The following is a 22372-nucleotide window of genomic DNA, read 5'->3' on the forward strand; positions in this document are numbered from 1 at the left end:
GCTAGAGCACTAGCGGGGCCCGGCTCCTTCCCCACTATTTTTGGCGGCCCCGGCGGGCTATGCCCAGCAACGTGACGCCCAACCCGACCAGCAACAGCGCCAGCGTGAGGAGCAGGACCGACGGGCCACCGGTGTCCGGTAGTGCGGTTCTGTCCTGGCTGAGCTGCGCGGCCGGCCGAGCCCCGATGGTCACCTTCACCTGCGAGTCCACTGTCACGCCATCCGTGTCAGTGACCCGGTACGACTGCTTCGCCGTACCGATGAAGCCCCGCTCCGGAACGAGCCTGATCGTCCCGTCGGTACCGACCGTCCACTCTCCGACGTCCGGTACGACCACCCGCTTCCCACAGGTGGCCGGCCCGGTGGCCAGGCAGACACTGCCCGGGTCCCAGGCCGCGCCCTGAGTCGCGGCGTCGTTCAGGAGGGGGTTGACGACCACCGGGTTGCCAGGGCTGCCGGTACCGGTGTCCGGGATGGCCTTCGACGCGCTGGGAGCACCGACGGTGATCTCCAGGCGTGCCGTGTCCGACGTCCCGTTCGCATCGGTCACCCGATAGGTGAGCGATCTGGTGGTACCGGCGAAGCCCTTCACCGGGGTGTATCCGACGGTGCCGTCCGGCCGGGCGGTGAAGCTGCCCGAGTCCGGGATCGTCACCGAAGTCTTGTCCTTGCCGTCCGCCGGGTCGCGCAGCACGACCGAGGAGACGACCAGGGGCGCCGACGGATCGCCGGCCTTGTCGTTGCCGAGCACCGGCACGCTGACCCCTTGTCCGTACTGCGTAGTCGCGCTGTCGTCGACCGCGACCGGCCGGACCGGCAGCACGGTCACCGAGACCGTCGAGCGGGCCGCGTTGCGATTGCTGTCCTTCACCTCGTACGCCGCCGGCCGTGCACTGCCCACGAAGGCCTTGCCGGGACTGAAGGTCACCTTGCCGTCGGCAACCGCATAGGTGCCTTGATCAAGGACCGTCACCTTGTCGACCAGGTTGCCCGAGGCATTGACCAGCAGGAGCGTGGCAGGGTCGAGCGTCGCGCCGGCGCCTGGCTTGTCGTTGGCCAGCGGGTCGAAGGTAACCGCGACGTGCTGCTTGGTCTTCGCCACGTCGGGCAGTGCCACCGGCTTCGCGCCGACGGACACCACGAGGGTCGCAGTACCGGCGGTGCCGTTCCCGTCGCTGACTTGGTACGTCACCGGCGTCGTTTGGCCGACCCAACCGCCCCGGGGCAGTAGCCGGATCCCACCGTCGGGCTGGACCGTGTAGGTGCCTTGGCCTTCGACTCGCAGACTCGTCACCGGGTCGCCGGTCGCGAAGTCGATCAGCCGGACGCTGGCCGGGACGAGTGGTGCGCTGGCGTCGCCGGGCTTGTCGTTGGTCAGTACCGGCACCGTGATCGGGGTGTCGAAGGCGGTCGTCGCCGCGTCGTTCGCCGGAGCGGGGGTGATCGGGTCGACCGTGACGGTGACGGTCGACATCGCCTTGTTCTTGGCCGTGTCCGCCACCTGGTAGGCGATCGAGCTCGGGCCGCGGAAGGCAGGCACCGGGTCGAAGGAGATCTTGCCCGTCACCCCGTCGACTTTGTACGTGCCCTGGCCGGTGATGGTCGCGGTTTTGGCCCAGACCTTGCCGTCGTAGAGCTGAACCGAGGTCTTCTCGAGTTCGGCCTGGGTGCCGGGCTGGTCGTTGGCCAGTGGGTCGAGTTGGGTGTCGACGTTCTGCTTCGTAGTACCGGTGTCCGGTTTTGCCTGGGGGCCCTTGCCGACGGTGATGAAGAGCAGGCCGTCGGCCGGGGTGCCGTTGGTGTCGCTGACCCGGTAGGTCGCCGGAGTGGTCAGGCCCTGGAAGTCCTTCACCGGCGCGAACGTGATCGAGCCGTCGGGCTTGGCCGTGTAGGTGCCTTCGCCGGGTTGGGTCACTGTCTGCTGGTACTTCGTCGCGTCGGCCGGGTCCTGCAGCAGCAGACTCTTCGGCACCAGCGGCGCGCTCGGGTCGCCGGGCTTGTCGTTGGTCAGCACGTTCAGCGTGATCGGCTGGTTGAACGGGGTGATCGCGGAGTCGTCGACAGTGAACGGCTGGATCCCGGTGACCTCGACCCCGAGCGTCGAGGACGCCGTGTTGCGCTGCGAGTCGGTGACCTTGTACTGGATGAAGCGGGTGTGTCCGTCGAAGGCCGGGACGGGATCGAACCGGATCGCGCCGCTCTTCTCGACTGTGTACGTGCCCTGGCCGGGAACGGTCAGCGTCTTGCGGAAGACGGCCGGCGGGGCCTGTTTCGTGGGCAGTTCGGGCGCGGCGATGACCACCGAGCCTGGGTCGAGCTTGGCGCCCGTGCCGGGTTCGTCATTGGCGAGCACGTCGATCGTGACGGTGATGTTCTGCAGGGTGAAGGCGTTGTCGGGCTGGGCGACCGGCGGGAGGCCGACGGTGATCCACACGGTGGCTTGGGTGGTGGTTCCGTTGTCGTCGGCGACTTGGTACGTCAGCGCAGTACCGGGTCCGCTGAACCCGGCGACCGGTTCGAACACGACGACGCCGGCTCGCGCGGTGTAGACGCCCTCTTCCTTGATGGTCACTGTCGGCTTGAACAGCCCGTCGGCTGGGTCTTTGAGTTGCAGGCTGCCGATGACGAGCGGGGCGCTGAGGTCGCCGGGCTTGTCGTTGGCGAGCACCTTGACCGTTGCGGTGACGCCGTACGGCGTGGTCGCGGTGTCGTCCTCGGCCTTGGGAACGATCGGCGTCACCGCGATGGTGATGGTCGATCGCGTCGCCTGGTCGAACCAGTCCGAGACCCGGTACGTCAGCGTGGTCGCCGTCCCGGTGAAGGCCGACAGCGGGTCGAAGCCGACGGTGCCGTCGGGGTTCACGTGGTACGTGCCCTGATCCGCGACCGTGACGACCTTCTTCAGCGAGCCGTCGGCCGGATCGATCAGCACGACGCTCAGCGGGTCGAGGCCGGTGCCTTGCCCGGACTCGTCGTTGGCGAGCGGGTCGATGGTCACCGGGTCGTCCTGCTTGGTGGTCGCGGTGTCCGGCTTCGCGGTCGGTGGCGGCGGCTTGGCGACCGTGACCGTGATCGTGGCGGTCGCGAGGGTGCCGTTGACGTCCGAGACCGTGTACGTGAGCGCTGTCGCAACACCGGTGTACGTCGGCAGCGGGTCGAACTGGACCTCGCCATCGGCCACCACCGTGAAGGTCGCCTCGCCGTCGACGACGACCGTCGTCTTCGGCTGGTGCGTCATCGGGTCGATCAGCTTCACGCTGCTCGGCACCAGCGGAACGGCGGGGTCGCCGGCACTGTCGTTCGCGAGGACATCCACGGTCACGTTCTGGTCGTACGCCGTACTGGCGCTGTCGTCCGTCGCGTCCGGCTGCACCTTGGTGACCTCGAGCGTCAGCGTCGCCTTGCCGATCGCGCCGTTGCCGTCGGCCACCTGGTAGGTGATCGGGGTGGCGTGGCCGCTGAAGGTGGGGACCGACTCGAACAGCACCCGGCCGTCTGGTTTCACCGTGTACTTGCCTTGGCCGGCGACGACGATGCTGGTGGCCGGGTCGCCGCCCACCGTCGCAGCGGGCATCGGCAACGGGGTCGCGGGTACGGGCGGCTTGGAAGGTGCCGAGCTGGTTGCCGTGATCGTGGCCGGGGTCGGCGGGATCAGGCGGACGGTGCCTGGTACCAGCGCTGAGCCGGTCGGGCCGGGCTTGTCGTTGCCGAGCACCGGCACGAAGATCGAGCCGCCCTGCAGCAGTACCGCCTGGTCGGGGTTGGCGACGGGCGGGCCGGGGGCATCGACGGAGACCGTGAGCTGGGCGCGGGCGGGTGTGCCGTTCTTGTCTGATACCTGGTAGGTCAGTGGGGTCGTGACGCCCTGGAAACCCTGGACGGACTCGAAGGCGACCTTGCCGTCGGCAACCGCATAGCTGCCCTGGTTCGGCACCGTCACCTGGTCGACGAGTTTGCCGTCGGCCGGATCGACCAGCTTGAGGGTCTGTGGGTTGAGCGGCGCCTCGGGTGAGCCGGGCAGGTCGTTGTCGAGGACCGGGATCACGACGTTGGTGTCGAAGGGCGTGGTGACCGAGTCGCCGAGCGCCTTCGGGGTGATCGGGGTGACGGTGACCGCCATCGTCGACTCCGCGACCTGATGGGTGCTGTCGGTGACGCGGTAGCTGAGGGTGGTCGCGACGCCGGTGAACTGGGGCAGCGGCAGGAAGTCGACCGTGCCGTCGGGCTTCACGACGTACGTGCCTTCGCCGGGGACGATCACCTTCTTCTTGAAGGTGTCGGCGGCTGCTGTGGTGAAGGCTGCGTCTGCGGGGTCGCGCAGTACTACGGAGCTCGGGTCGAGCGTGACGCCTGGCGCCGGGCGGTCGTTGGCGAGCGGGGTGAGGGCGATGCTGACGTTTTGCTGGGTGGTCGCCTTGTCGGGGACGGCTACCGGCTTCGCGGGGAGGGCGACGGTGATGGTCAGCTTCGCGGTGGCGGTGGTGCCGTTGGTGTCGGCGATTCGGTAGGTGACCGGTTTGCCTTGGCCGACGAAACCTGGGACGGGTTCGAAGGCGATCTTGCCGTCGGGCTTGGCGACGTACTTGCCCTGGGCCACGACGTTGACCATCACGCCACACTTGTCTGCTTCGAGGAGGCAGAGGGAGCCGGGCTTCAGGGGGCTGGCCGGGTCGCCGGGGCGGTCGTTGCTGAGGACGTCGGTGGTCAGGTCTTCGTTGTACGGGGTGGTCGCGGTGTCGTCGATTGCGATCGGTGGGGGTGGGGGCGCGATCGCTAGTACGTAGTCCTCTACTTCGCCGCTGTCGGCGGGGCCGGTTGGCTTGTCTGCCTGGGCTGTCGTGTAGGCGGTTCGGATGCGGGCGTACGTAGTACCGGCGGTCAGTTTGGGGAGTGCTGACCAGGTGAGGGTGACGGCGCTTTGGCCTGCGGTGAAGGTGGCACAGGATCGCTCGGTCGGGTCGAACTTGCCGCTCTTGTCGAGGTCCAGCCAGCCGCAGACTTTGCCGGGTTTGCTCGCGCCGGTGAGGGCGACGGTGGCGGCGTAGTCCTTGGCTGTGGTTGCCAGCGGTTTGAGGGTCGCGCCATCGTCGGCCTGGTCTTGGGCTTTGGGACCGGTGGTGCCGTTGGCGATGGTTGCGTTGTCTTCGGTTGCGTCGTCGCCGAGGCGCAGGTCGGTGAGGACCGACCAGGCTGCGCCGTACGACGTGGGCGCGTCGCCGAAGTCTTCGCCGGTGGAGGCGACGAGGGAGAACACGTCGGCGGAGGACGGGGTGTTGAAGGCGGGGAGCTTGGCGTTTTTGGTGAAGACGGCGGTGAGGTCGAAGGTGATCGACTTGGCGACGCCGTTGACCTTGACCGAGCCGCAGGCCGCGGTGGCGGCCGCGTCGGGGCCTTCGCCGGTGTCGGTATTGATGCAGTTCGGGCCGGCGTCGGGGTTGAGCGCGGTGATCGTGTCGCTGCTGATGGCCAGGTTGTTGCCCTGGCCGAGCTTCGTGAGGCTGAGGCCGGCGGTCGTCAGTTTGAGGACCGAGTGGAGCTCGGACTGACCGCTGGTCGTGCCGTTGGTCGTTTCGGTGGCCGCGCCGCCGATGCCGGCCAGGTGCAGGATCGGGTCGCGGACAGGTTGCGAGAAGGTGATCGTCAGGGAGCCTCGGCTGCCGCAGGTGCCGATCGCGGCGCAGGTGCCGGTGTTGACGAGCAGGTCCTGGGCGGGTGTGGTGCGCGCTATGGCCGGTTCGTAGGTCTTGGCGGTGCTGCCGCGGACGCCGACGGTGGTTGCGTCGAGCAACTCGGTCTGGCCGGTGACGGTGATCGACTGGATGAGCCCGGATCCCGGCATCGTCGCGGTCGCCGTGTTGCCCTGGGCAAAGGGGGCCGCCGGCACCTGGTACGCCGAAGCCGTGCCGGAAGCCAGCACGGTGAGACTGAGAGCGGTGACGACGGCGGGCAACCGATGACCGGACCTCGTCATACCCACGCCCTCCCGAGCACTCACGTTTCCGCATGCGTCGGCCTCGGGGCGAGCGGGCCAGCGTAGAGCTAACGCGCTACGCCAGTCCGATGTTACGCGGGATCAGCCGGTGAGTTCGTAGATCCGCACGTGCTGCCAGGAGTGTCGGAGTACCGCGAGCTTGCCGAGGTCGGGCGACACGGGACCGCCGAAGAGGTCGGCGTACACCCAGCGGACGTGGTACTGGTCGCGCAGCTTGCGCAGTACGTCGGCAGTCGGCTCGTAGATCGCCTGATTCGTCAGCTCGACGCGGTCGGGCCAAGGGGAGGGCTGCTGGTTGTAGCGCAGGCCGCCGTCGCCGTGGTGGGCCATCGCCTGGGAGGTGTAGCCCCAGCCTTCCAGGAACGTCCGGCGACCGGCGATCCCGCTGACGATGTAGCCGCGAGCATCACACCCCGGCCCCTGCTTGCCCGCTGGCCGGCACCAGGTGTTGCTGACGACGACGTCGGTGGTTTTGGAGTTCTTCGCCAGCCAGAGCGCGGCGGCTTCCTCGTCGGGGTAGACCCACCAGGTCGCCGAGGTGAACTCCTGCGCCTGCTTGCCGCCATTGAGATGCAGATTCTGCTCAAAGGTCCTTGCCGACGGCACCACCAGCAAGGTCAACAACACCAGCAACCCACCCAGCCCAGCCAGCTTCGGAACTCGCTTCACCAGCAACAACCACACAAACATCAGCCCCGCACCAACCGCCACAACAACAACCAACGGCCGAGCCACCAACGCGATCCGCCGAAGGTGCGAGCCGCTGGGCAGAGCATCAGTCGTCAACAAGATGAAGGCGAACAACGCCCCAAGAACCACCGCCACAACAGCAACCCCCACAAGCACCCCGCGCCGCCCTGCGGGCGGCGCGTAGGTTCTGGTGAGTGTTGCGGCTAGGCAGCCGGCGGCGGCCAGGCTGAAGGGGACTGTGCTGTGGACGAAGTAGGCCTCGCTGATGGAGGGGTGGTCGACCAAGAGGAAGCCGGCCCAGCCTGCTATCAGGGCTCCGAGCAAGAACCAGGCGATGGGGTCGCGGCGGAGGGTGCGGTTGGCCAGGAAGGCGTAGCCCGTTGCGGCTAGCAGTTGGCCTGTTAGGAGGAGGACGCAGAGAACTAGGACGCCGGCGATGGAGAGTAGGTGGCCGGAGGTCAGGGCCGGGAGGATCAGGCCGCCTTCGCCTGCGGGAGTTTTGTCGCGGGTGGCTGCCGTGTAGCCGCCTTGGGTTTTCAGGACTGCCAGGAATTGGAGGCCTGAACCGCTGGTGCTACCGGCGACGGTGACCATCGTGCCGATTGCGGCTGCGACCAGCAGTGAGCCGGCAGCCAGGAAGCGGGCTGGTAGGCGGCGGTCGCGGATCAGGAGGAAGAGCGCGGGGAGGCCGACTGCGCCGACCAGGATCGGCAGGGTGGTTGGTTTGGAGCCACCGCCGACGACTGCGACGGTAAATGCCAGTAACCACAGCCCCTTGCTGGACTCGTCTTTGAAGAGCAGGTGGATCAGGAAGACGGCGGCCGCAGTACCGGCGACCATGCCGAACGTCTGGGATGGGCTGAGCAGGCTCAGCGGCGGCGACAGGTTCACCGCGGTGTCGATGAACAGGAACAGCTGCGGCCCCGCCAACGCGAGAGCGGCCAGTACGCCGGTCCACCACGCGCGGCTGACCGTCCTGGCCAGGGTCGCGCACACCAGCAGGGCGACGAGCAACTGCGGCAGCAACCACAACCGGTAGAGCACGATGATCGGCGAGAGCTTGGTGATGTCCACTGCCGCGGCCATGTCAGCATTCGCGAACCAGTGGTACTCCAGCGACTCCCCCGATACCTGCGGCAGCTGCGGCGGTACAGAGCGAGTCAGCTCGTTCAGCATCGACAGGTGGTACAGCAGGTCTTGGTAGTACGACGTGCCGTCCGGTGGCGCCGGGTGGTACTTCATCGCCCCGAGCACCGCCCCGCCGAGCAGTACGGTCGAGGCGATCACCATCCCCCACGTCCAGAGCAACGGCAGCGGTTTGGGGTCGTGGATCCGCCAGTGCTGCCTCAGCTTCGGCACAGCGGCGAAGGCGACGAGCACCAGCGCAGGCCAGATCACCAGCACGCGTTGCCAGCCGAGTGCGGTGAAGATCGCCCAGCCGGCCAGCTGGTACGTCGCGCCGACCGCTGATCCGAGTCCGAGGTCCTCGGCCCAGTTGCCGGTACTACGCCAGAGCGCGCGCAGGATCAGGATGCCCGGCAATGCGAGCGCCAGAGCGAAGTACAGGCTGTACTTGGCGATCGGGACGACCGGGACGTCGAGGGAGATCAGCGCGAGGATCGTGACGACATACGGAATCAACCACGGCACCAGCCGCGGCAGCGAACGCGTCATCTAGCGGAGACCTCGTCAAGGGGTTGATGTCCGGCGTCTTCGAGGCTGTCGTAGCCGACCAGGAACTGTGGGCGCCGTTGGCTTGACTGGAACAGCCGGGCGACGTATTCCCCCAGCAACCCGAGGCACAGCAACTGGATCGCGCCGATGACGCTGACCGCGAGCACCGTCGACGTCCAGCCGGGAACGCTGTTGCCGGACAGCTTGATCACCAGCGCGCCAACCGCGAACAGCCCCGACAACATGCCGCCGAGCAGCCCGAACCACGTGGCCAGCCGCAGCGGCGCCGCCGAGAACGCGGTCACACTGTCGAACGCCAGCCGGAACATCTTCGACCAGTTGTACTTCGTGACGCCGGCCGCTCGCTCCGCGCGGACATACGGGACCTCGGCACTCGGAAAGCCGAGCCACGGGATCACCAACCGGAAGACCCGGCCGTCCTCGGGCAGCGAGTTGACCGCGTCGATGACCCGGCGCGAGACGAGCCGGAAGTCCGCCGCGTCGAACGGAATGTCCTTGCCCACCAGGTGACACATCAGCCGGTAGTACATCCGGGCAGTCGTCCGCTTCGGCCACGAGTCGCTCGAACGGTCGGAGCGCACGCCATACACGACATCGACGTCCCTCTCCCGCGCCGTCGCGAGCAACTCGGCGATCACCTCGGGCGGATCCTGCAGATCGGCATCGATGGTGACCAGGTACTTCCCCCTGGCGCGACGGAATCCCGCCGACTGGGCGGCCTGGTGACCGGAGTTGCGGAGCAGCCGGACGACCCGGAGCTGATGCCAGTCGACGGCCGCTTCGAGCAGCATCGAGGCGGTCGCGTCCCGGCTGCCGTCGTCGACGACGAGCACCTCGTAGCTGATGCCGAGGCCGTCCAGCAGCGGACGCATCCGCTCGAAGAAGATCGGCAGCACCTCTTCCTCGTCGTACATCGGCACGACGACGGAGAGTTCGGGATCCGGCATGTCCGGTGGTCCTCCACGACTGATCTGGCTGAGCCCCGTTCAGGCGGATCGGGCGGCCGGCGGAAAGTACAGACGCCGAAACTAGCAGGCCCCGGGCCCGGTCAGGTGGATGGGGAGACTGCGGTGGCGCCGGTGCGGCGAGGGTCGCCTACTGCTTGGAGGCCTTTGGTGGGGTCCCAGAAGGCTGCGGCTACGCCGCCGAAGTACATGGAATGGGGTGGCATCGGGCGGGTGGGGAGGTTGGTTGCGAAGCCGGAGACGGCGAGGTCGTCTTCGTAGTCGACGACGACGTCTTCGCGAACGCGGACGTGGAGGCGGGGGTACTCGACTGCTTCTTCGAGCGACAGGCCGCCGTGGGTGTAGAGCGCGTAGACCTGGGCGATCGCGGTCGGGATCCGGTCGGAGCCGGGTGAGCTGATCGCGAGTACGGCTCCGTCGCTGTCTCTTCGCGCGACGCTCGGCGCCATGTTGGAGGTGAGTCGGGTGCCGGGCGCGAGGCTGTGCGGGCCGCCGTGGACGAGTTCCTGTTCGCCGAGGGCGTTGTTGAGCCAGATGCCGGTACCGGGCGTCATCACGCCGGAGCCGTAGCCGGACGAGACGGTGATCGCGCAGGCGTCGCCCTCGTCGTCGACGACCGAGACTGTCGCGGTACTGGGTGAGCTGAGCGCGCGCAGATCACCGGCGTTCGCCAGATCGAGCAGCTTCTGGCCTTCGAGTTGGCGAACATCTTCCTGGTCGAGCTCTGCCAGTCGACGACCGAGCACAGCGTGCTGTACTTCGATCAGCCGCTCCAGCTCGGCCGGATTCCAGGCACCTTGGCCCGGTACTCCGTCGAGCAGCGCGAGGATCGCGGCCGCCGCGACTCCGCCGACGGCCGGCGGCGGGTTGGTCGCCAGCCGCCATCCGTTCTGGCGGATCATCAAGGCCGGCCGGACGATCGCCTCGTACGCCGCGAGGTCCTGCGCGGTCAGGATGCCCTCGTTGTCGGCCATGTCGCGGACGAGCAACTCCGCGAGCGCGCCGGTATAGAGGGTCTCCGCGCCTTCGCTGGCAATCAGCTCGAGCGCCTCGGCCAGCTCGGGGATCACGACCGTACTGCCCGCCTTGATCACCACGCCGTCGTCGTCATGCACGACCCCGTGGCTCGGCTGATGCCAGCCGAAGATGATCTCGTGGGTGTACCCGAGGTAGTACCCGGACGTCCGGCTGAGCGGGAACCCGTTCCGCGCGACCTCGATCGCCGGCCGGACCACCTCACTCCACGGCGCCTTCCCGGACCGCTCGTGCGCCAGCGCCAGCGCCTTCATCCCACCCGGCGTCGCGACGGACCCATGCCCGACGGTGGTCGTCGTACCACCGCCGTACTCGGTCGTGATGTCCCAAACACCTTGCCCGAACTTGTGCTCCGGCAGCCCACGCCCAGGCATCTCCACCCAGCCGTCGATGGTGACCGCCTCGCCACCCTGCACCTGCAAGGTCACAAACCCACCCGAGGCCGGCGACACCACGCCGATCTCGTTCACCATCGTCACCAGCGTCGCGGCAATAGCAGCATCAACCGCATTGCCCCCCTCGGCAGCCAACCGCACCCCCGCATCGGCAGCAGCCTCGTTAGGCGCCGCCACCGCAACCCGCGGGTGGCCTGTCACCCCACACCACCCGCGCACACACCGCGTGCGCCGCTCGCTCTTCCGGCCGTACGCACCCCGTGTGCGCCGATCGCTCTTCCACCCGCACGCACACCGCGTGCGCCGGTCGCTCTTCCGTCCGCGCTGTCTTCCGCCGGAACGGCGGAAGACAGCGCGGTGAAGTTTCCGGAGGGCTTCGCAGCCGGGGGCATCGGAGATCAGCCCACTCGTTGGACTGCGCCGAAGCGGTCGACTGTTACCTGGACGGCTGCTTGGCGGGCGGCGCTGACCTCGGTTTCGGTGAGGGTTCGGTCGGGGGCGCGGAAGCGGAGGGCGAAGGCGAGCGACTTCTTGCCTTCGCCGATCTGCTCGCCGGTGTACAGGTCGAACAGCCGGATCGACTCCAGCAGCTCCCCCGCACCTTCGACCAGCGCCGCCTCGACGTCCGCCGCGGCCACCTCGGCCCCGACGATCAGCGCGACGTCTTCCTTCGCGACCGGGTACGACGAGAACGGGTGCGCCGTCACCGACGCCGGAGCCGCCGCCATCAGTGCGTCGAGGTCCAGCTCGACCGCACCCGACCGGGCCGGCAACCCGAACGCCTGACACACCTTCGGATGCAGCTCACCGGCGTGACCGATGACCGTGCCATCGACCGACACCTCGGCACACCGACCCGGATGCCACGGCGCCAGCTCGACGTTCCGTAGTACCGGCTCGACGCCGACAACAGCGGCAACAGACCGAGCAACCTGTACTGCGTCCGCCCAGCTCGTCGGCTGGCCCTTGCCCCACCAGCCGGTCGCCGTGCGCGAACCGGTCAGCACGACCCCGAGGTGGAGCGGCTGGCTCGGGAGCGCGTCGTACAGCGCCTGGATCTCCTCGTCGCTCGGCCGCTGTGCGACGGACGGCAGCGGCGCGGGCTTCGACTCCGGGCGAGGCAGGAACACCAGCCCGGTCTGGAAGATCGCGAGATCGGTGGCACCGCGACCGACGTTGCGTTCGGCGGCCCGGAGCAGGGTCGGCAGCAGCATCGTCTGCATCGACGGCTCTTCGTCCGAGATCGGGTTGGCCAGCTTCACCGTCGTACGCCGGGAGTCGTCGGCCGGCAGCCCCATCGCGTCGAAGTCGGCCTCACCGGTGAACGGGTACGACACAACCTCAGTCAGCCCCGCTCCAACCAGCGCGGTGGCAATCCGCCGACGCCGACGCTGCGAACTCGTCAGCCCCTGCCCACCCGGCGCCTTCGGCAGGATCGACGGCACGTTGTCGAACCCGAACAGCCGAATGACCTCTTCGGCATAGTCATTGGGATCCCGCAGATCCGGCCGCCACGACGGCGGAGTGAGCATGAGCAACCCGCCGCCGGACGCCTCGCCTGCGAGGTCATCCGACCCGCCGCTAGCGGGGGTTGTGGTGGCATCCCCGGGGGTTGCGGCGGCGGTCGCGCCGGCCGCCGTGGCGCTTGCCTCGGCCCCGGCGGTGCTCGCGTCGCCCACAGCCAGCGGAGCGCCGCTGAGCGCAACCGCCTCGGCGAGCAGGCTCGCTCCCACGCCCTGCGGCGCCGGTCCACCTTCGTTGCCTTGGGCAACCTCGCAGCCGACCGCGCGGAGGTGACGGATCGTCTCCTCCACCGAGATCGGTGCACCTGCCACTCGGGCGGCGTGGTCGGCGCGGATTGTCAGGCGCTTCGGCAGGAGGTGGGTGTCGATGACGGTTTCGTCGGGTTGGATGGTGCCGCCGGCGAGCTCGGCCAGGAGGTCGGCGACGCGCTGGGCGGCGTACCGCGGAAGTTGTGGGTCTACCTCGCGCTCGAACCGGCGGGATGCTTCGGAGGACAGCTTGTGGCGGCGCGACGAGCGGGCGATCACGATCGGGTCGAAGTGCGCCGCCTCGATCACCACGTCGGTGGTCGACGCGGAGATCTCGGTGGAGGCGCCACCCATCACGCCGGCGATACCGATCGGGCCGGAGTCGTCGGTGATCAGCAGATCCTCGGCGTCGAGTTCGCGGGTCTGATCGTCGAGCGTCATCAGCTTCTCGCCAGGCGCGGCGCGGCGTACGACGATCTCGCCGGTCAGCCGGGCCTTGTCGTAGCCGTGGATCGGCTGGCCCAGCTCGAGCATCACGTAGTTGGTGACGTCGACGCCGATCGAGATCGGCCGCATGCCGGACATGACGAGCCGCTGCTGCAGCCAACGCGGCGACGGCGCCGCCGGATCGATCCCGGTGACCGTCCGCGTCACGAAGACACTGCACGCCTCGGCATCGTCGACCCGCACCGGATAGCCACCCGTTTGCGTGCCGGTGACAGTCAACGCGGCCGGGTCCTTCAGCGACACCCCGTACGCCGTGGCTGCCTCGCGGGCGACGCCACGGATCGACAGGCAGTACCCGCGATCCGGGGTCACCGCGATGTCGAGCACGTCGTCGCGCAGCCCGAGCAACTCGATCGCGTCGGTACCGACCTCGGCCTCGCCTGGCTCCAGTACGACGATGCCGTGCGTACCGTCGTCGCCCAGGCCGAGCTCCGCCGACGAGCAGATCATCCCGCTGGAGACGTGCCCGTAGGTCTTGCGCGCGGAGATCGCGAACCCGCCGGGCAGGACCGCGCCCGGCAGCACGACGACGACCAGGTCGCCGACCTCGAAGTTGCTCGCGCCGCAGACGACCCACTGCGGCTCGTCGTTGCCGATGTCGAGCGAGCACCAGCGGATGGTCTTGCCGTTCTTCTGCGGCTCGGGCTCGTAGCTGAGCACCTTGCCGACGACGAGCGGACCGGTCAGGCCGCCGCCCGCCTCGTCGACGGTCTCCACCTCGAGGCCGGCGCGGACCAGCTTCTCGCCGACGTCGCGACCGGTCACGCCGGCCGGCAGCTCGACGTACTCACGAAGCCATGACAGTGGGACCCGCATCAGATCTCCATCCCGAACTGGCGGCTGAACCGCACGTCACCCTCGACCATGTCCCGCATGTCCTCGACCCCGTTGCGGAACATCAGCGTCCGCTCCAGGCCCATTCCGAACGCGAATCCGGAGTACCGGTCGGTGTCGATCCCGCAGGCCTGCAGCACGCGCGGGTTGACCACACCGCAGCCGCCCCACTCGATCCAGCCCTCGCTGCTACATGTCCGGCACGGGCGGTCGGGGTTGCCGACCGAGGCGCCGCGGCAGACGAAGCACTTGAGGTCGACCTCGGCCGACGGCTCGGTGAACGGGAAGAAGTTCGGCCGCAGCCGCGCTTCCAGCCCCTCGCCGAACATCGAGACGACGAAGTGGTCGAGGGTGCCCTTGAGGTGCGCGAGCGTGATGCCTTCGTCCACGACCAGGCCCTCGACCTGGTAGAAGACGGGCGTGTGAGTCGCGTCCAGCTCGTCGGTGCGGAACACCCGGCCGGGGCAGATCACGTAGATCGGCGGCTTGCGGGTGAGCATGGATCGCGCTTGGACGGGGGACGTGTGCGTACGCAGTACCGTGCCGGAACCGGGCGGGTCGATGAAGAACGTGTCCTGCATCTGCCGGGCCGGGTGGTCGGGCTGGAAGTTCAGCGCGTCGAAGTTCAGCCACTCGGCCTCGACCTCGGGTCCCTCGGCGACATCCCAGCCGAGCGCGGTGAACACGTCGGCGACCTGCTCGGAGATCAGGCTCAGCGGATGCCGCGCGCCGAGCTCCGGGCTGTGCCACGGCAGCGTCACGTCGAGGCGCTCGGTGGCCAGCATCCGCTCCTCGTGCTCGGCCTCCAGTACCGCGAGCCGCCCCGCGAACGCCTCGTTGATCGCCTTGCGCGCCGACCCGATCCGCTGCCCGGCCTCCTTGCGCCCCTGCGGCGGCAGCGCACCGATCTCCCGGTTGGCCAGCGCGATCGGCGACCGCTCCCCCAGATGCGCGACCTTCGCCTCCTGCAACGCGCTCAGATCGCCCGCCTTCGCGAAGGCGTCCAGAGCCTCATCGCGCGTCCGTTCGACCTCGTCGGCATGCAAGGGTGTGACCTCGACGGGGTCATAATTCTGGTTCGGACCGGACATGGCTCTCTTCCCGGGGTAGCTGAAACCTGAAACTGCTCAAAGCAGTCTAGGAACCCCGGGCCCCCGAGCGTGAATCGGTCGTCCACAACCACTCCCCCCACGCAGCCTCCGACGCCCGCTCGTACCTCGCGTGCTCGTTCGACTGCTCCCACCCGCCCGTTACTGAACGCTCCTCCGTCGCGCGAATCCGACCACACTGCGCCGACCCGGCTCGCGAAGGTACTCCCGTGGACCGTCCGCAGGCCCCGTCGACGGTAGTTGGGCCCTATCGGTCGCGCCAGGCGAGCCCCTTGCCGAAGTCGGTCTTGACCTTGGACCGGGTACTGGCCACCGCACACCCCGACGCCTTCCTCCCCAATCTCGCCTCGACGCCGAACAACCTGTCGATCCGGCTGAGTGTCGGGCGGCGCAAAAAAATGCTGGCCACGAGCAGCGATGCCGTCAGGATCCGGGCACAAACTGGCCTTGGCGCATTCCGACCTATACGCGAGTGGACTCGAATCAGTGGAGCTTCTCGCGATCCCGAGTAAACACGACGACGCGATTGACTTGCCGGGCACCCGTGGCCCGTATCAGATCGGTGAACACTCGAAGGACGCGATCATCCGCGCACTAGGTTCCGAGCTATCCTCCGGGCCCATCGCGCTGGAACCGCCCCACCGCTACGGCCATATTTTCGGGCGTCGACGACCGCCGACTACCCACTATCCCGATATGACCGCGCGAGACTCGCCCCTACCTAGGAACCTGCGGTCGGCCTGTGTGGTTGCAGCATCGGTGGATAGAGCAGGGGTGCAGGACCTCGCTTGTACAACGCAGCCGGACGACCGCGTTGATCCGTCCGCTTCTGGCCGGTATTCACCAGGAACTTTTCAGCCTTCTTCGCCTTGCGGTGAAAGTTCTGGGCGTTGAGTTCGGTCCCCCACACCGCCTCGTAGACCTCCCGGAGTTCGGTGACGGTGAACACTTCCCCGCAGAAGGAGGCCGCGATGGTCTGATACTCCAGCAGGGCGCGCGCTCGTTCGACCGTCTCGCGGAGAATCTGGTCATGATCGAAGGCGAGACGATTTCCCAAAGTTTCCTCGACCTCGACCCAGTCGGCTCGGCGCGCATCCGTTCCGCCACGAGCGTTCGGAAGATTCGGGGCTATCGCGAGGAAAGCCGTCGTCACGATCCGTCCACGAGGGTCTCTATCTGGCCCCGAGAAGGTGCGAACCTGTTGCAGTGTGAGAGTATCCGCATCCAGACCGGTCTCCTCGACGAGCTCTCTTTTTGCCGTGTCCTCCAATGACTCCCCCGGCCGAACGAATCCCCCAGGGAGTGCGAGCTTTCCTCGATGTGGCTCGGTGCCGCGAGTGACCAGCAAGACGTTGAGCCGCCTATCACGGATTGTGAGCACGACCAGGTCGGCAGTCGGCAATGCAGCCACACGTGGTCGTCTAATCGCGTCGACCGAGCAGTCGAGTACAACCCTAGCCAGACTATCCGCGCTCAATACCGCGCCGTCCGGGATCTCGATCGGCAGATCCTTCGGTTCCTCAGCGAAAAATACCGCCATGCCACGCTCCCGGATGCGCCCAAGTTCATACGCTGTCGTGCGCCCGATGTATCCACCAGGGTTGACTACATAAACCACGTCCGATCTGAAGATCTTCTCGAGAGTCGCTTCTTGAATCTGATGATCCAAGGCTGAATGCGGATCCGACTCGAATCGCACGAAGTTTTCGCCGAGATCCCTGATCGGCAGAATTGGAGGTGATGTGATTGTGGCACCTGCGGTCGAGAGTGAGCGTGCGGCCTCAACAACCTCGTCATAGTGTTTTCGGAAGCTTCCAATGAGCGCTACCGTGGGCCGACTCAAGACCCCACCTCCCTCTGGTCGTCCGACCTGCCCTGTCGCGCACTGACACTCTGGAGCCGGCGGACGAGCTCAGCGGCTGCCAAGCTCATCCCAGTAACGACTGTGATGATCACGGCTGGATCATATTGCTTCAAGATCATCAGCACGACGAGCCCGAACACGATCGCAACCACGACCAGACTCGCGATCTGCCGACTGAATGAGGATCTCCCTGATCTGCTCATACACAGAGGTTGCCAGGCAGCGTCCATAATTCCCATCGCCTTAGTGGCACTCTGACGAGAACAACGCTCCTCCAACGGTCACCGATAATTAGCGTCGTAGTGATGGAATATCTACGACTTATGGCCCGGCGCAAGTCGTTACGAGCTGCGCAGCGGCTGACAATTGCAGCGAGGATGGTCGATCTGCGCGCAGTGGCAGCGGGACCTCTGTGGTCGAGAATCGTTCGATCTCAGATCAGGCGCCTAGATCTGAGATGTCTTCTGAGCTTGCGGGCAGTGGGTTCTGAGTCGCCGAAGGAGTCGCCCCGATGGAAGGCGACGGATGAGCCCGCGGGAGGTATGCGGAGGGCTCGTCCCAGCCTGTCATCGGGGTGGGGCAACGGGGCGGCGGAGGAGGCATGAGTTGCCCCTCGGCCAGGGTTGGGTGGCCGAGGGGCGGGCTTGTTGGTTTGGCGCGTTAGAGGTGGTGGGGCGCGTTGTGGTTGAACAGCGCGACGGAGGAGCGCGCACCTGGGTGGGTGGGAGCACTCGAACGAGCACGCGAGGGACGAGCGGGCGTCGGAGAGTGCGTGGGGTTTAGTCGGTGAGGCCGAACCAGGGGTCTTTGGACATTTCGGTTTCGAGGACTTGTCTGTCGCCGGGGTTGGCTACTAGGGCTGTTAGTTCGAGGGCGCGGGTTCGCTCCGCCAGGGCAGCGGGGAAGGAGCCGGTGGCGGCTAGGGCTCGGGATAGGGCTTCTCGGGCGAAGGGTTCGTCCCAGTCGGACATAATGGTGGGGTGGGCTAGGACTAGGGATAGGCAGCGTTGGGCGTGTTCTAGACCGAGGGAAGCCCGGCCTATGCGGAGGGCGGCTCTCGCGATCATGTACTCGCCTCGGGCGTGGTTGGCTTCGTTGCCGGCTTCGAGCCAGTGGAGGCAGGCCGCGTAGGCGCCGTAGAGGAGGCGTTCCTGGTCGGCCAGGGGGCTGGTTTCGTCGATCTGGTCCATCAGGTCCCAGGTCTCGTTGTTGAGTTCGACGCCGAAGTACCGGTGCAGTTCGCGGCCTTCGACCAGCTCGGTGGCGACCTTCTCCATCAGTTCGGGCCAGCTGGGCAGGCCGTGTTCGCGGGCGATCGTGAGTTGGGCGTCGCGCAGGGTGAAGGCAAGCGGGTCGACCGTGGTTCCCCGGTACTCCGGGTGGTGCGCCCGGACTCGGGCGATCGCGTCCGGGCGGCCCTTGGCGACGGCCTTGCGGAGGTCCTTCGCGCGGGTGCGGAGCTGGCTGAGGCTCGCCTTGGCGGGCAGTTCGGTGGTCATCGACTGATCCTTCCGGGCAGCCCGCTCCGCTGAACCAGGCCATCCCGAAGGGTTCGTCGGCCATCGCTCACAACCACAAGATCCCAGGTGCACTCGGTGCTTGCCGCGGAGAAGAGGCGCCCTGGCGCGCGCTGCGGCCTACGCTGACACGCCTTGCTCCCTCTCGTCAATCCGCACCGAGTCGTCAGTACGCCGGCCAGGCAGCACCACCAGAGCGACCACGGCACCCGCCGCAGCACCGACGAGTCCGACAGTCATCGCGATCGACATCGCGTCGGTGAACGCGACTCGTGCGGCTGGGGCGAAGGCCGGGCCGAGGGCCAGCGTCTCGGCGATCGAGTCCCGCCCGGCGACGGGTACCGAGTCCGGCAAAGCAGACGTGTACGCCGCCGCCAGCACACTCCCCAGTACGGCGACCGACAGCGCCGCACCCGTCTGCTGCACGGTGTCGTTCATCGCCGACCCGACCCCACGATGCTCGGCCGGTACCGCCTGCATGAGCAACGTGTACGCCGCCGGCCCGGCCAGCCCGCCACCGACCCCCATCACCAGCAGGCCGACGATCAGCAACCCGTACCCCGAAGCCGACGACACCTGCGCCAAGACCGCGAAGCTCACCGCGATCACCGCCAGCCCGATCACGATCAGCGTCCGATCAGTCAGCTTCTTGCCCAGCGTGGCCCCCAACCCGTTGAAGACCGTCGCGGCCACGGCGTACGGGATCAGCGCCAGCCCCGCCTTCAGCGGGCTGTACCCGAGTACGAACTGCAGGTACTGCGTCAACGCCAGCAGCAACCCGCCCGCGGTGAACGACAGCAGCACGATCGAGAAGCTCGTCCCACTGAAGTTGCGATCGCGGAACAGCGCCAGCGGGACCATCGGATGCGCACTTCTCTTCTCCCACAGCGCAAAACCAACAAGCCCTGCGACCCCGACCAGCAGTCCGCCGAGCACCCGAGCAGAACTGAACCCGGCCGCGGGAATCGAGATGATCGCCCACACGACAGCGCCCATCCCGATGATCGAGAGCACCGCCCCGACCGGATCCACAGCCCGCGCGGGACCGCGCGACTCGGGGACGAAGGCCAGCGTCCCCACGATCGCGACCACCGCGATCGGCACGTTCAGCCAGAAGATCGAACCCCACCAGAAATGGTTCAGCAGCACGCCGCCGACCGTCGGCCCGGCCACGACGCCGAGCATCGCGACCGCCGACCAGCCGGCCATCGCCTTGCGCTGCTCCTCCGGCGGGAACACGGTGAACAGCAGCGACAACGTGCTCGGCATCAGCAACGATCCGCCGACGCCCATCAGCCCACGGCACGCGATCAGTTGCCAGGGGCTCGCAGCCAAGGTCGCGAGCAGCGACGCCGCGCCGAAGATCACCAGCCCGAGCAGCAGCAGCCTCCGCCGGCCGAACCGGTCGGACAGGCTTCCAGCCGTCAGCAGCAGGCCGGCGAACGCCAGGATGTAGGCGTCGATCACCCATTGGATGTCCGCCGGGGTCGCGCCCAGATCGCGCATCAGCGACGGGATCGCCAGGTTGAGCACGGTGTTGTCGACCACCAGAACCATCAGGCTCAGGCAGAGAATCAGCAGGATCCACCAGCGGCGCGGGTGTCCCGTAGCGGTTGACTCGAACGCTGTACTAGTCACTCGCACACTGTACGACAGACTCGTACGCCGTACCAGCGCGAGCTAGGATCAAGCCATGGACTCGATCTGGAGCCGCGAACGCCGCGCACCGGCGCGCGAGACGCTCAGCCGGACCCAGATCGTCCGGGCGGCGATCGAACTGCTGGACAGTCAGGGCCTGGCCGGCCTGAGCATGCGCAAGCTCGCCGCCCGCCTCGACTCGGGCGCGACCAGCCTCTACTGGCACGTCCAGACCAAGGACGACCTGATCGAACTGGCCATCGACGAGATCTACGGCGAGGTCGACCTGCCGGAACCCGAACTGGCCGGCTGGCGGCCCGGCGCGGTCCTGTTCGCCCACAGCCTCCGGGCGGCCATCATGCGGCACTCCTGGCTACCCGAGGTCATCTACACCCGCCCCAGCCTCGGCCCCAAGGCACTGTCACTCGGCTCACGCGGACGCATCCTGTTCGGCGCCGCCGGTTTCGCCGATCGTCAGGTCGACTACGCGATGGGCTCAGTGATGTCGTACGTGATCGGCGCATCCCGCCGCGCCGGCGACATGATGCACAACGAGGCCTTCGCCTTCGGCCTCGACAGCCTCCTCGACGGGCTACAGGCCAGGTCAGTGCGTTGAGTTGTCCACAGGGGGCAGGTGGATCGGGTTGGTCCAGGCGCGGCCGCCGGTCGCGTTCTCGATCGTGATGCGGCAGTGAGTGCCGCGGAAGAGAGTCAGTGGCAGCGAGCACTCGGTCAGATCGGTGCCCTGGGCAACTTCTGCGCCGGGATGGCCGCCGGTCAGCAGGATCTTCGTCGCCGGGGAGCAGCGAACCACCACCACCTCTGCTTCGAGACGTACGTCGTACAACTCCGGGCCGGTACTGGAATAGAAGTGACCGGCCTTCAACGCTGTCAGCAGCGTGTCCGGATCGAGGGTCTCCGCGCGGACGTGGACCCAGGCTTGGCACGGCGGCGGGTCCTGGGGTTGCAGGTGGGCGTCGTCCGCGGCGTACGTCGAAAACCGGTGACCGCGGTTCAGCAGGACGTCGGTAAGGTGCCAGCTGTCGCCGCGGTTCTCCCGGTCGGCGAGTGCGTTGTAGACCTCGACCGAGTGGGCCGCGTCCAGGCTCTCGGCATCAACTGCCGTCAGCAGTGAGGCGGACGGATGGGCCATCCCGACGAAGGCCCCCGCGGCGCGGGCCCGGCGCGCGAGCTCAGGCCCGGTCTCGGCCTCCCCCGGAGGCTGGAAATCCAGTGGCAGGCCAACGGCCACGATGTGCCAGTGCTGCCCCGCCTCGGTGCGGGGCGCGTGCAACTCGGCGCCGATCAGCGTGGTGAATCCGTCCGAACGCAACCTCCGGGTGTCCGTGACCGGAAACCCGTACTCCGGCCGGAAGTGATCGGTGATCGCCACGAAGTCGTAGCCGGCCTCCCGGTACACCCGCGCGGTCTCGTCCGGCGAGAGCGCTCCGTCGGAGACGTCCGAGTGCGTATGCAGATTTCCTCGCCAGAACCGTCCCGGAGCCTCGAACGGCAGCCCGGTCATTTGCGTTGTGCTCGGGCGGACGCGTAGAGGCACACCGCTGCCGCCGTTGCCAGGTTGAGGGACTCGGCGCGGCCGTAGATGGGGACCTTCACCGAGCGGTCGACGATGGCGTCGAACCCATCGGGCAAGCCGTGCGCCTCGTTGCCGAACAGCCAGACGGACGGCTTGGCGAGGGTGCCGTCGTCGATGCACTCGTCGAGGTCGGAGGAGCCGTAGCCGTCGGCGGCGAGGACCTGTAGCCCCTGCTCCCGCCAGGACTTGGCGGCCGTGACGATATCGGCTTCGACCGAGATCGGCAGGTGGAAGAGGCTGCCGACGCTGGCGCGGACGGCCTTCGGGTTGTGCGGGTCGACCGACTCGGCCGACAGTACGACGGCATCCGCGCCGGCCGCGTCCGCCGTGCGGATCAGCGTGCCGACGTTGCCGGGGTCGCGGACCTGGACGCCGACGGCAACGAGCCGCGCGGTGCGCAGTACGGCGTCATCCAGCGGTACGTCGACCAGTTGGCAGACCGCGACGACGCCTTGCGACGTGACGGTCTCGCTCAGCGCCTCGATCGCGGCGCGGTTCACGTCGTACCAGGGGACGTCGGCGATCTGGGCGAGATCGCGCAGATCGCGATGCCGGGTGGCGACGTCGGGCTCGGCGTACACCTCGACCACCAGTTCGCGGTGTTCGAGGGCTTCGCGGACGGCCTGAGGTCCTTCGGCCAGGAAGCGTCCGGTCTTGCGCCGGAACGCGCGAGTGGCGAGCCTGCGGGCCTGTTTGATCCGCACGGATTGCGCGGTCAGCAGACCTGGGCTCGCCACTCGGGGTGCTATCGCAGAGATGCTG

The 22372-nt window shown here is 67.7% G+C and carries 12 protein-coding genes; 1 reads left to right on the top strand and 11 read right to left on the bottom strand.

Annotation, left to right across the window (positions count from 1 at the left end):
* Nucleotides 1-34 precede the first annotated feature (34 nt).
* The 9 genes from ACIA12_RS29655 to ACIA12_RS29695 all read right to left on the bottom strand — a co-directional run bounded on the left by ACIA12_RS29655 (nt 35) and on the right by ACIA12_RS29695 (nt 20013).
* Complete coding sequence (locus tag ACIA12_RS29655; RefSeq protein WP_396370465.1) at nt 35-5971, bottom strand: Ig-like domain-containing protein; 5937 nt, start codon at nt 5969-5971, stop codon at nt 35-37.
* Between the two features lie 102 nt (nt 5972-6073).
* On the bottom strand, nt 6074-8356 hold the full coding sequence (locus tag ACIA12_RS29660) for a hypothetical protein (protein ID WP_396370466.1): 2283 nt from the start codon (nt 8354-8356) through the stop codon (nt 6074-6076).
* Nucleotides 8353-9324: a glycosyltransferase family 2 protein gene (locus ACIA12_RS29665; protein WP_396370467.1), complete on the bottom strand. Its 972-nt coding sequence runs from the start codon at nt 9322-9324 to the stop codon at nt 8353-8355. Before ACIA12_RS29665 ends, ACIA12_RS29660 begins: the two co-directional genes overlap by 4 nt.
* A 101-nt stretch (nt 9325-9425) precedes the next feature.
* Complete coding sequence (locus ACIA12_RS29670) at nt 9426-10973, bottom strand: gamma-glutamyltransferase (protein ID WP_396370468.1); 1548 nt, start codon at nt 10971-10973, stop codon at nt 9426-9428.
* 197 nt (nt 10974-11170) lie between these two features.
* A complete protein-coding gene (gene pheT, locus ACIA12_RS29675) occupies nt 11171-13867 on the bottom strand; it encodes a phenylalanine--tRNA ligase subunit beta (RefSeq protein WP_396370469.1) in 2697 nt (898 codons plus the stop codon).
* A complete protein-coding gene (gene pheS / locus ACIA12_RS29680; protein ID WP_396370470.1) occupies nt 13867-14976 on the bottom strand; it encodes a phenylalanine--tRNA ligase subunit alpha in 1110 nt (369 codons plus the stop codon). Before pheS ends, pheT begins: the two co-directional genes overlap by 1 nt.
* Nucleotides 14977-15715: 739 nt before the next feature.
* Nucleotides 15716-16837: an NUDIX domain-containing protein gene (locus tag ACIA12_RS29685; protein WP_396370471.1), complete on the bottom strand. Its 1122-nt coding sequence runs from the start codon at nt 16835-16837 to the stop codon at nt 15716-15718.
* A gap of 800 nt (nt 16838-17637) precedes the next feature.
* Nucleotides 17638-18357, bottom strand: a complete 720-nt coding sequence (locus tag ACIA12_RS29690; RefSeq protein WP_396370472.1) for a hypothetical protein — start codon at nt 18355-18357, stop codon at nt 17638-17640.
* Between the two features lie 138 nt (nt 18358-18495).
* On the bottom strand, nt 18496-20013 hold the full coding sequence (locus ACIA12_RS29695; RefSeq protein WP_396370473.1) for an MFS transporter: 1518 nt from the start codon (nt 20011-20013) through the stop codon (nt 18496-18498).
* Between the two features lie 55 nt (nt 20014-20068).
* Between ACIA12_RS29695 and ACIA12_RS29700 the strand changes: the two genes are divergently transcribed.
* Nucleotides 20069-20629: a TetR/AcrR family transcriptional regulator C-terminal domain-containing protein gene (locus ACIA12_RS29700; protein WP_396370474.1), complete on the top strand. Its 561-nt coding sequence runs from the start codon at nt 20069-20071 to the stop codon at nt 20627-20629.
* Here ACIA12_RS29700 and ACIA12_RS29705 read toward each other — a convergent pair.
* Together ACIA12_RS29705 and ACIA12_RS29710 are read right to left on the bottom strand one after the other, a co-directional pair.
* Nucleotides 20618-21538, bottom strand: coding sequence for a CehA/McbA family metallohydrolase (locus tag ACIA12_RS29705; protein ID WP_396370475.1), 921 nt, complete (start codon nt 21536-21538; stop codon nt 20618-20620). The two genes, ACIA12_RS29700 and ACIA12_RS29705, sit on opposite strands and share 12 nt — an antisense overlap.
* Nucleotides 21535-22347, bottom strand: a complete 813-nt coding sequence (locus ACIA12_RS29710; protein WP_396370476.1) for a TrmH family RNA methyltransferase — start codon at nt 22345-22347, stop codon at nt 21535-21537. Before ACIA12_RS29710 ends, ACIA12_RS29705 begins: the two co-directional genes overlap by 4 nt.
* Between the last annotated feature and the right edge of the window lie 25 nt (nt 22348-22372).

The organism is Kribbella sp. NPDC051620, assembly GCF_044453825.1.
GTDB lineage: Bacteria > Actinomycetota > Actinomycetes > Propionibacteriales > Kribbellaceae > Kribbella.

Coding starts and splice junctions, on each gene's coding strand:
- ACIA12_RS29665 (WP_396370467.1), bottom strand. CDS start 9,324: ATGCCGGATCCCGAACTCTCCGTCGTCGTGCCGATGTACGACGAGGAA.
- ACIA12_RS29655 (WP_396370465.1), bottom strand. CDS start 5,971: ATGACGAGGTCCGGTCATCGGTTGCCCGCCGTCGTCACCGCTCTCAGT.
- ACIA12_RS29690 (WP_396370472.1), bottom strand. CDS start 18,357: ATGACCACCGAACTGCCCGCCAAGGCGAGCCTCAGCCAGCTCCGCACC.
- ACIA12_RS29700 (WP_396370474.1), top strand. CDS start 20,069: ATGGACTCGATCTGGAGCCGCGAACGCCGCGCACCGGCGCGCGAGACG.
- pheS (WP_396370470.1), bottom strand. CDS start 14,976: ATGTCCGGTCCGAACCAGAATTATGACCCCGTCGAGGTCACACCCTTG.
- pheT (WP_396370469.1), bottom strand. CDS start 13,867: ATGCGGGTCCCACTGTCATGGCTTCGTGAGTACGTCGAGCTGCCGGCC.
- ACIA12_RS29705 (WP_396370475.1), bottom strand. CDS start 21,538: ATGACCGGGCTGCCGTTCGAGGCTCCGGGACGGTTCTGGCGAGGAAAT.
- ACIA12_RS29660 (WP_396370466.1), bottom strand. CDS start 8,356: ATGACGCGTTCGCTGCCGCGGCTGGTGCCGTGGTTGATTCCGTATGTC.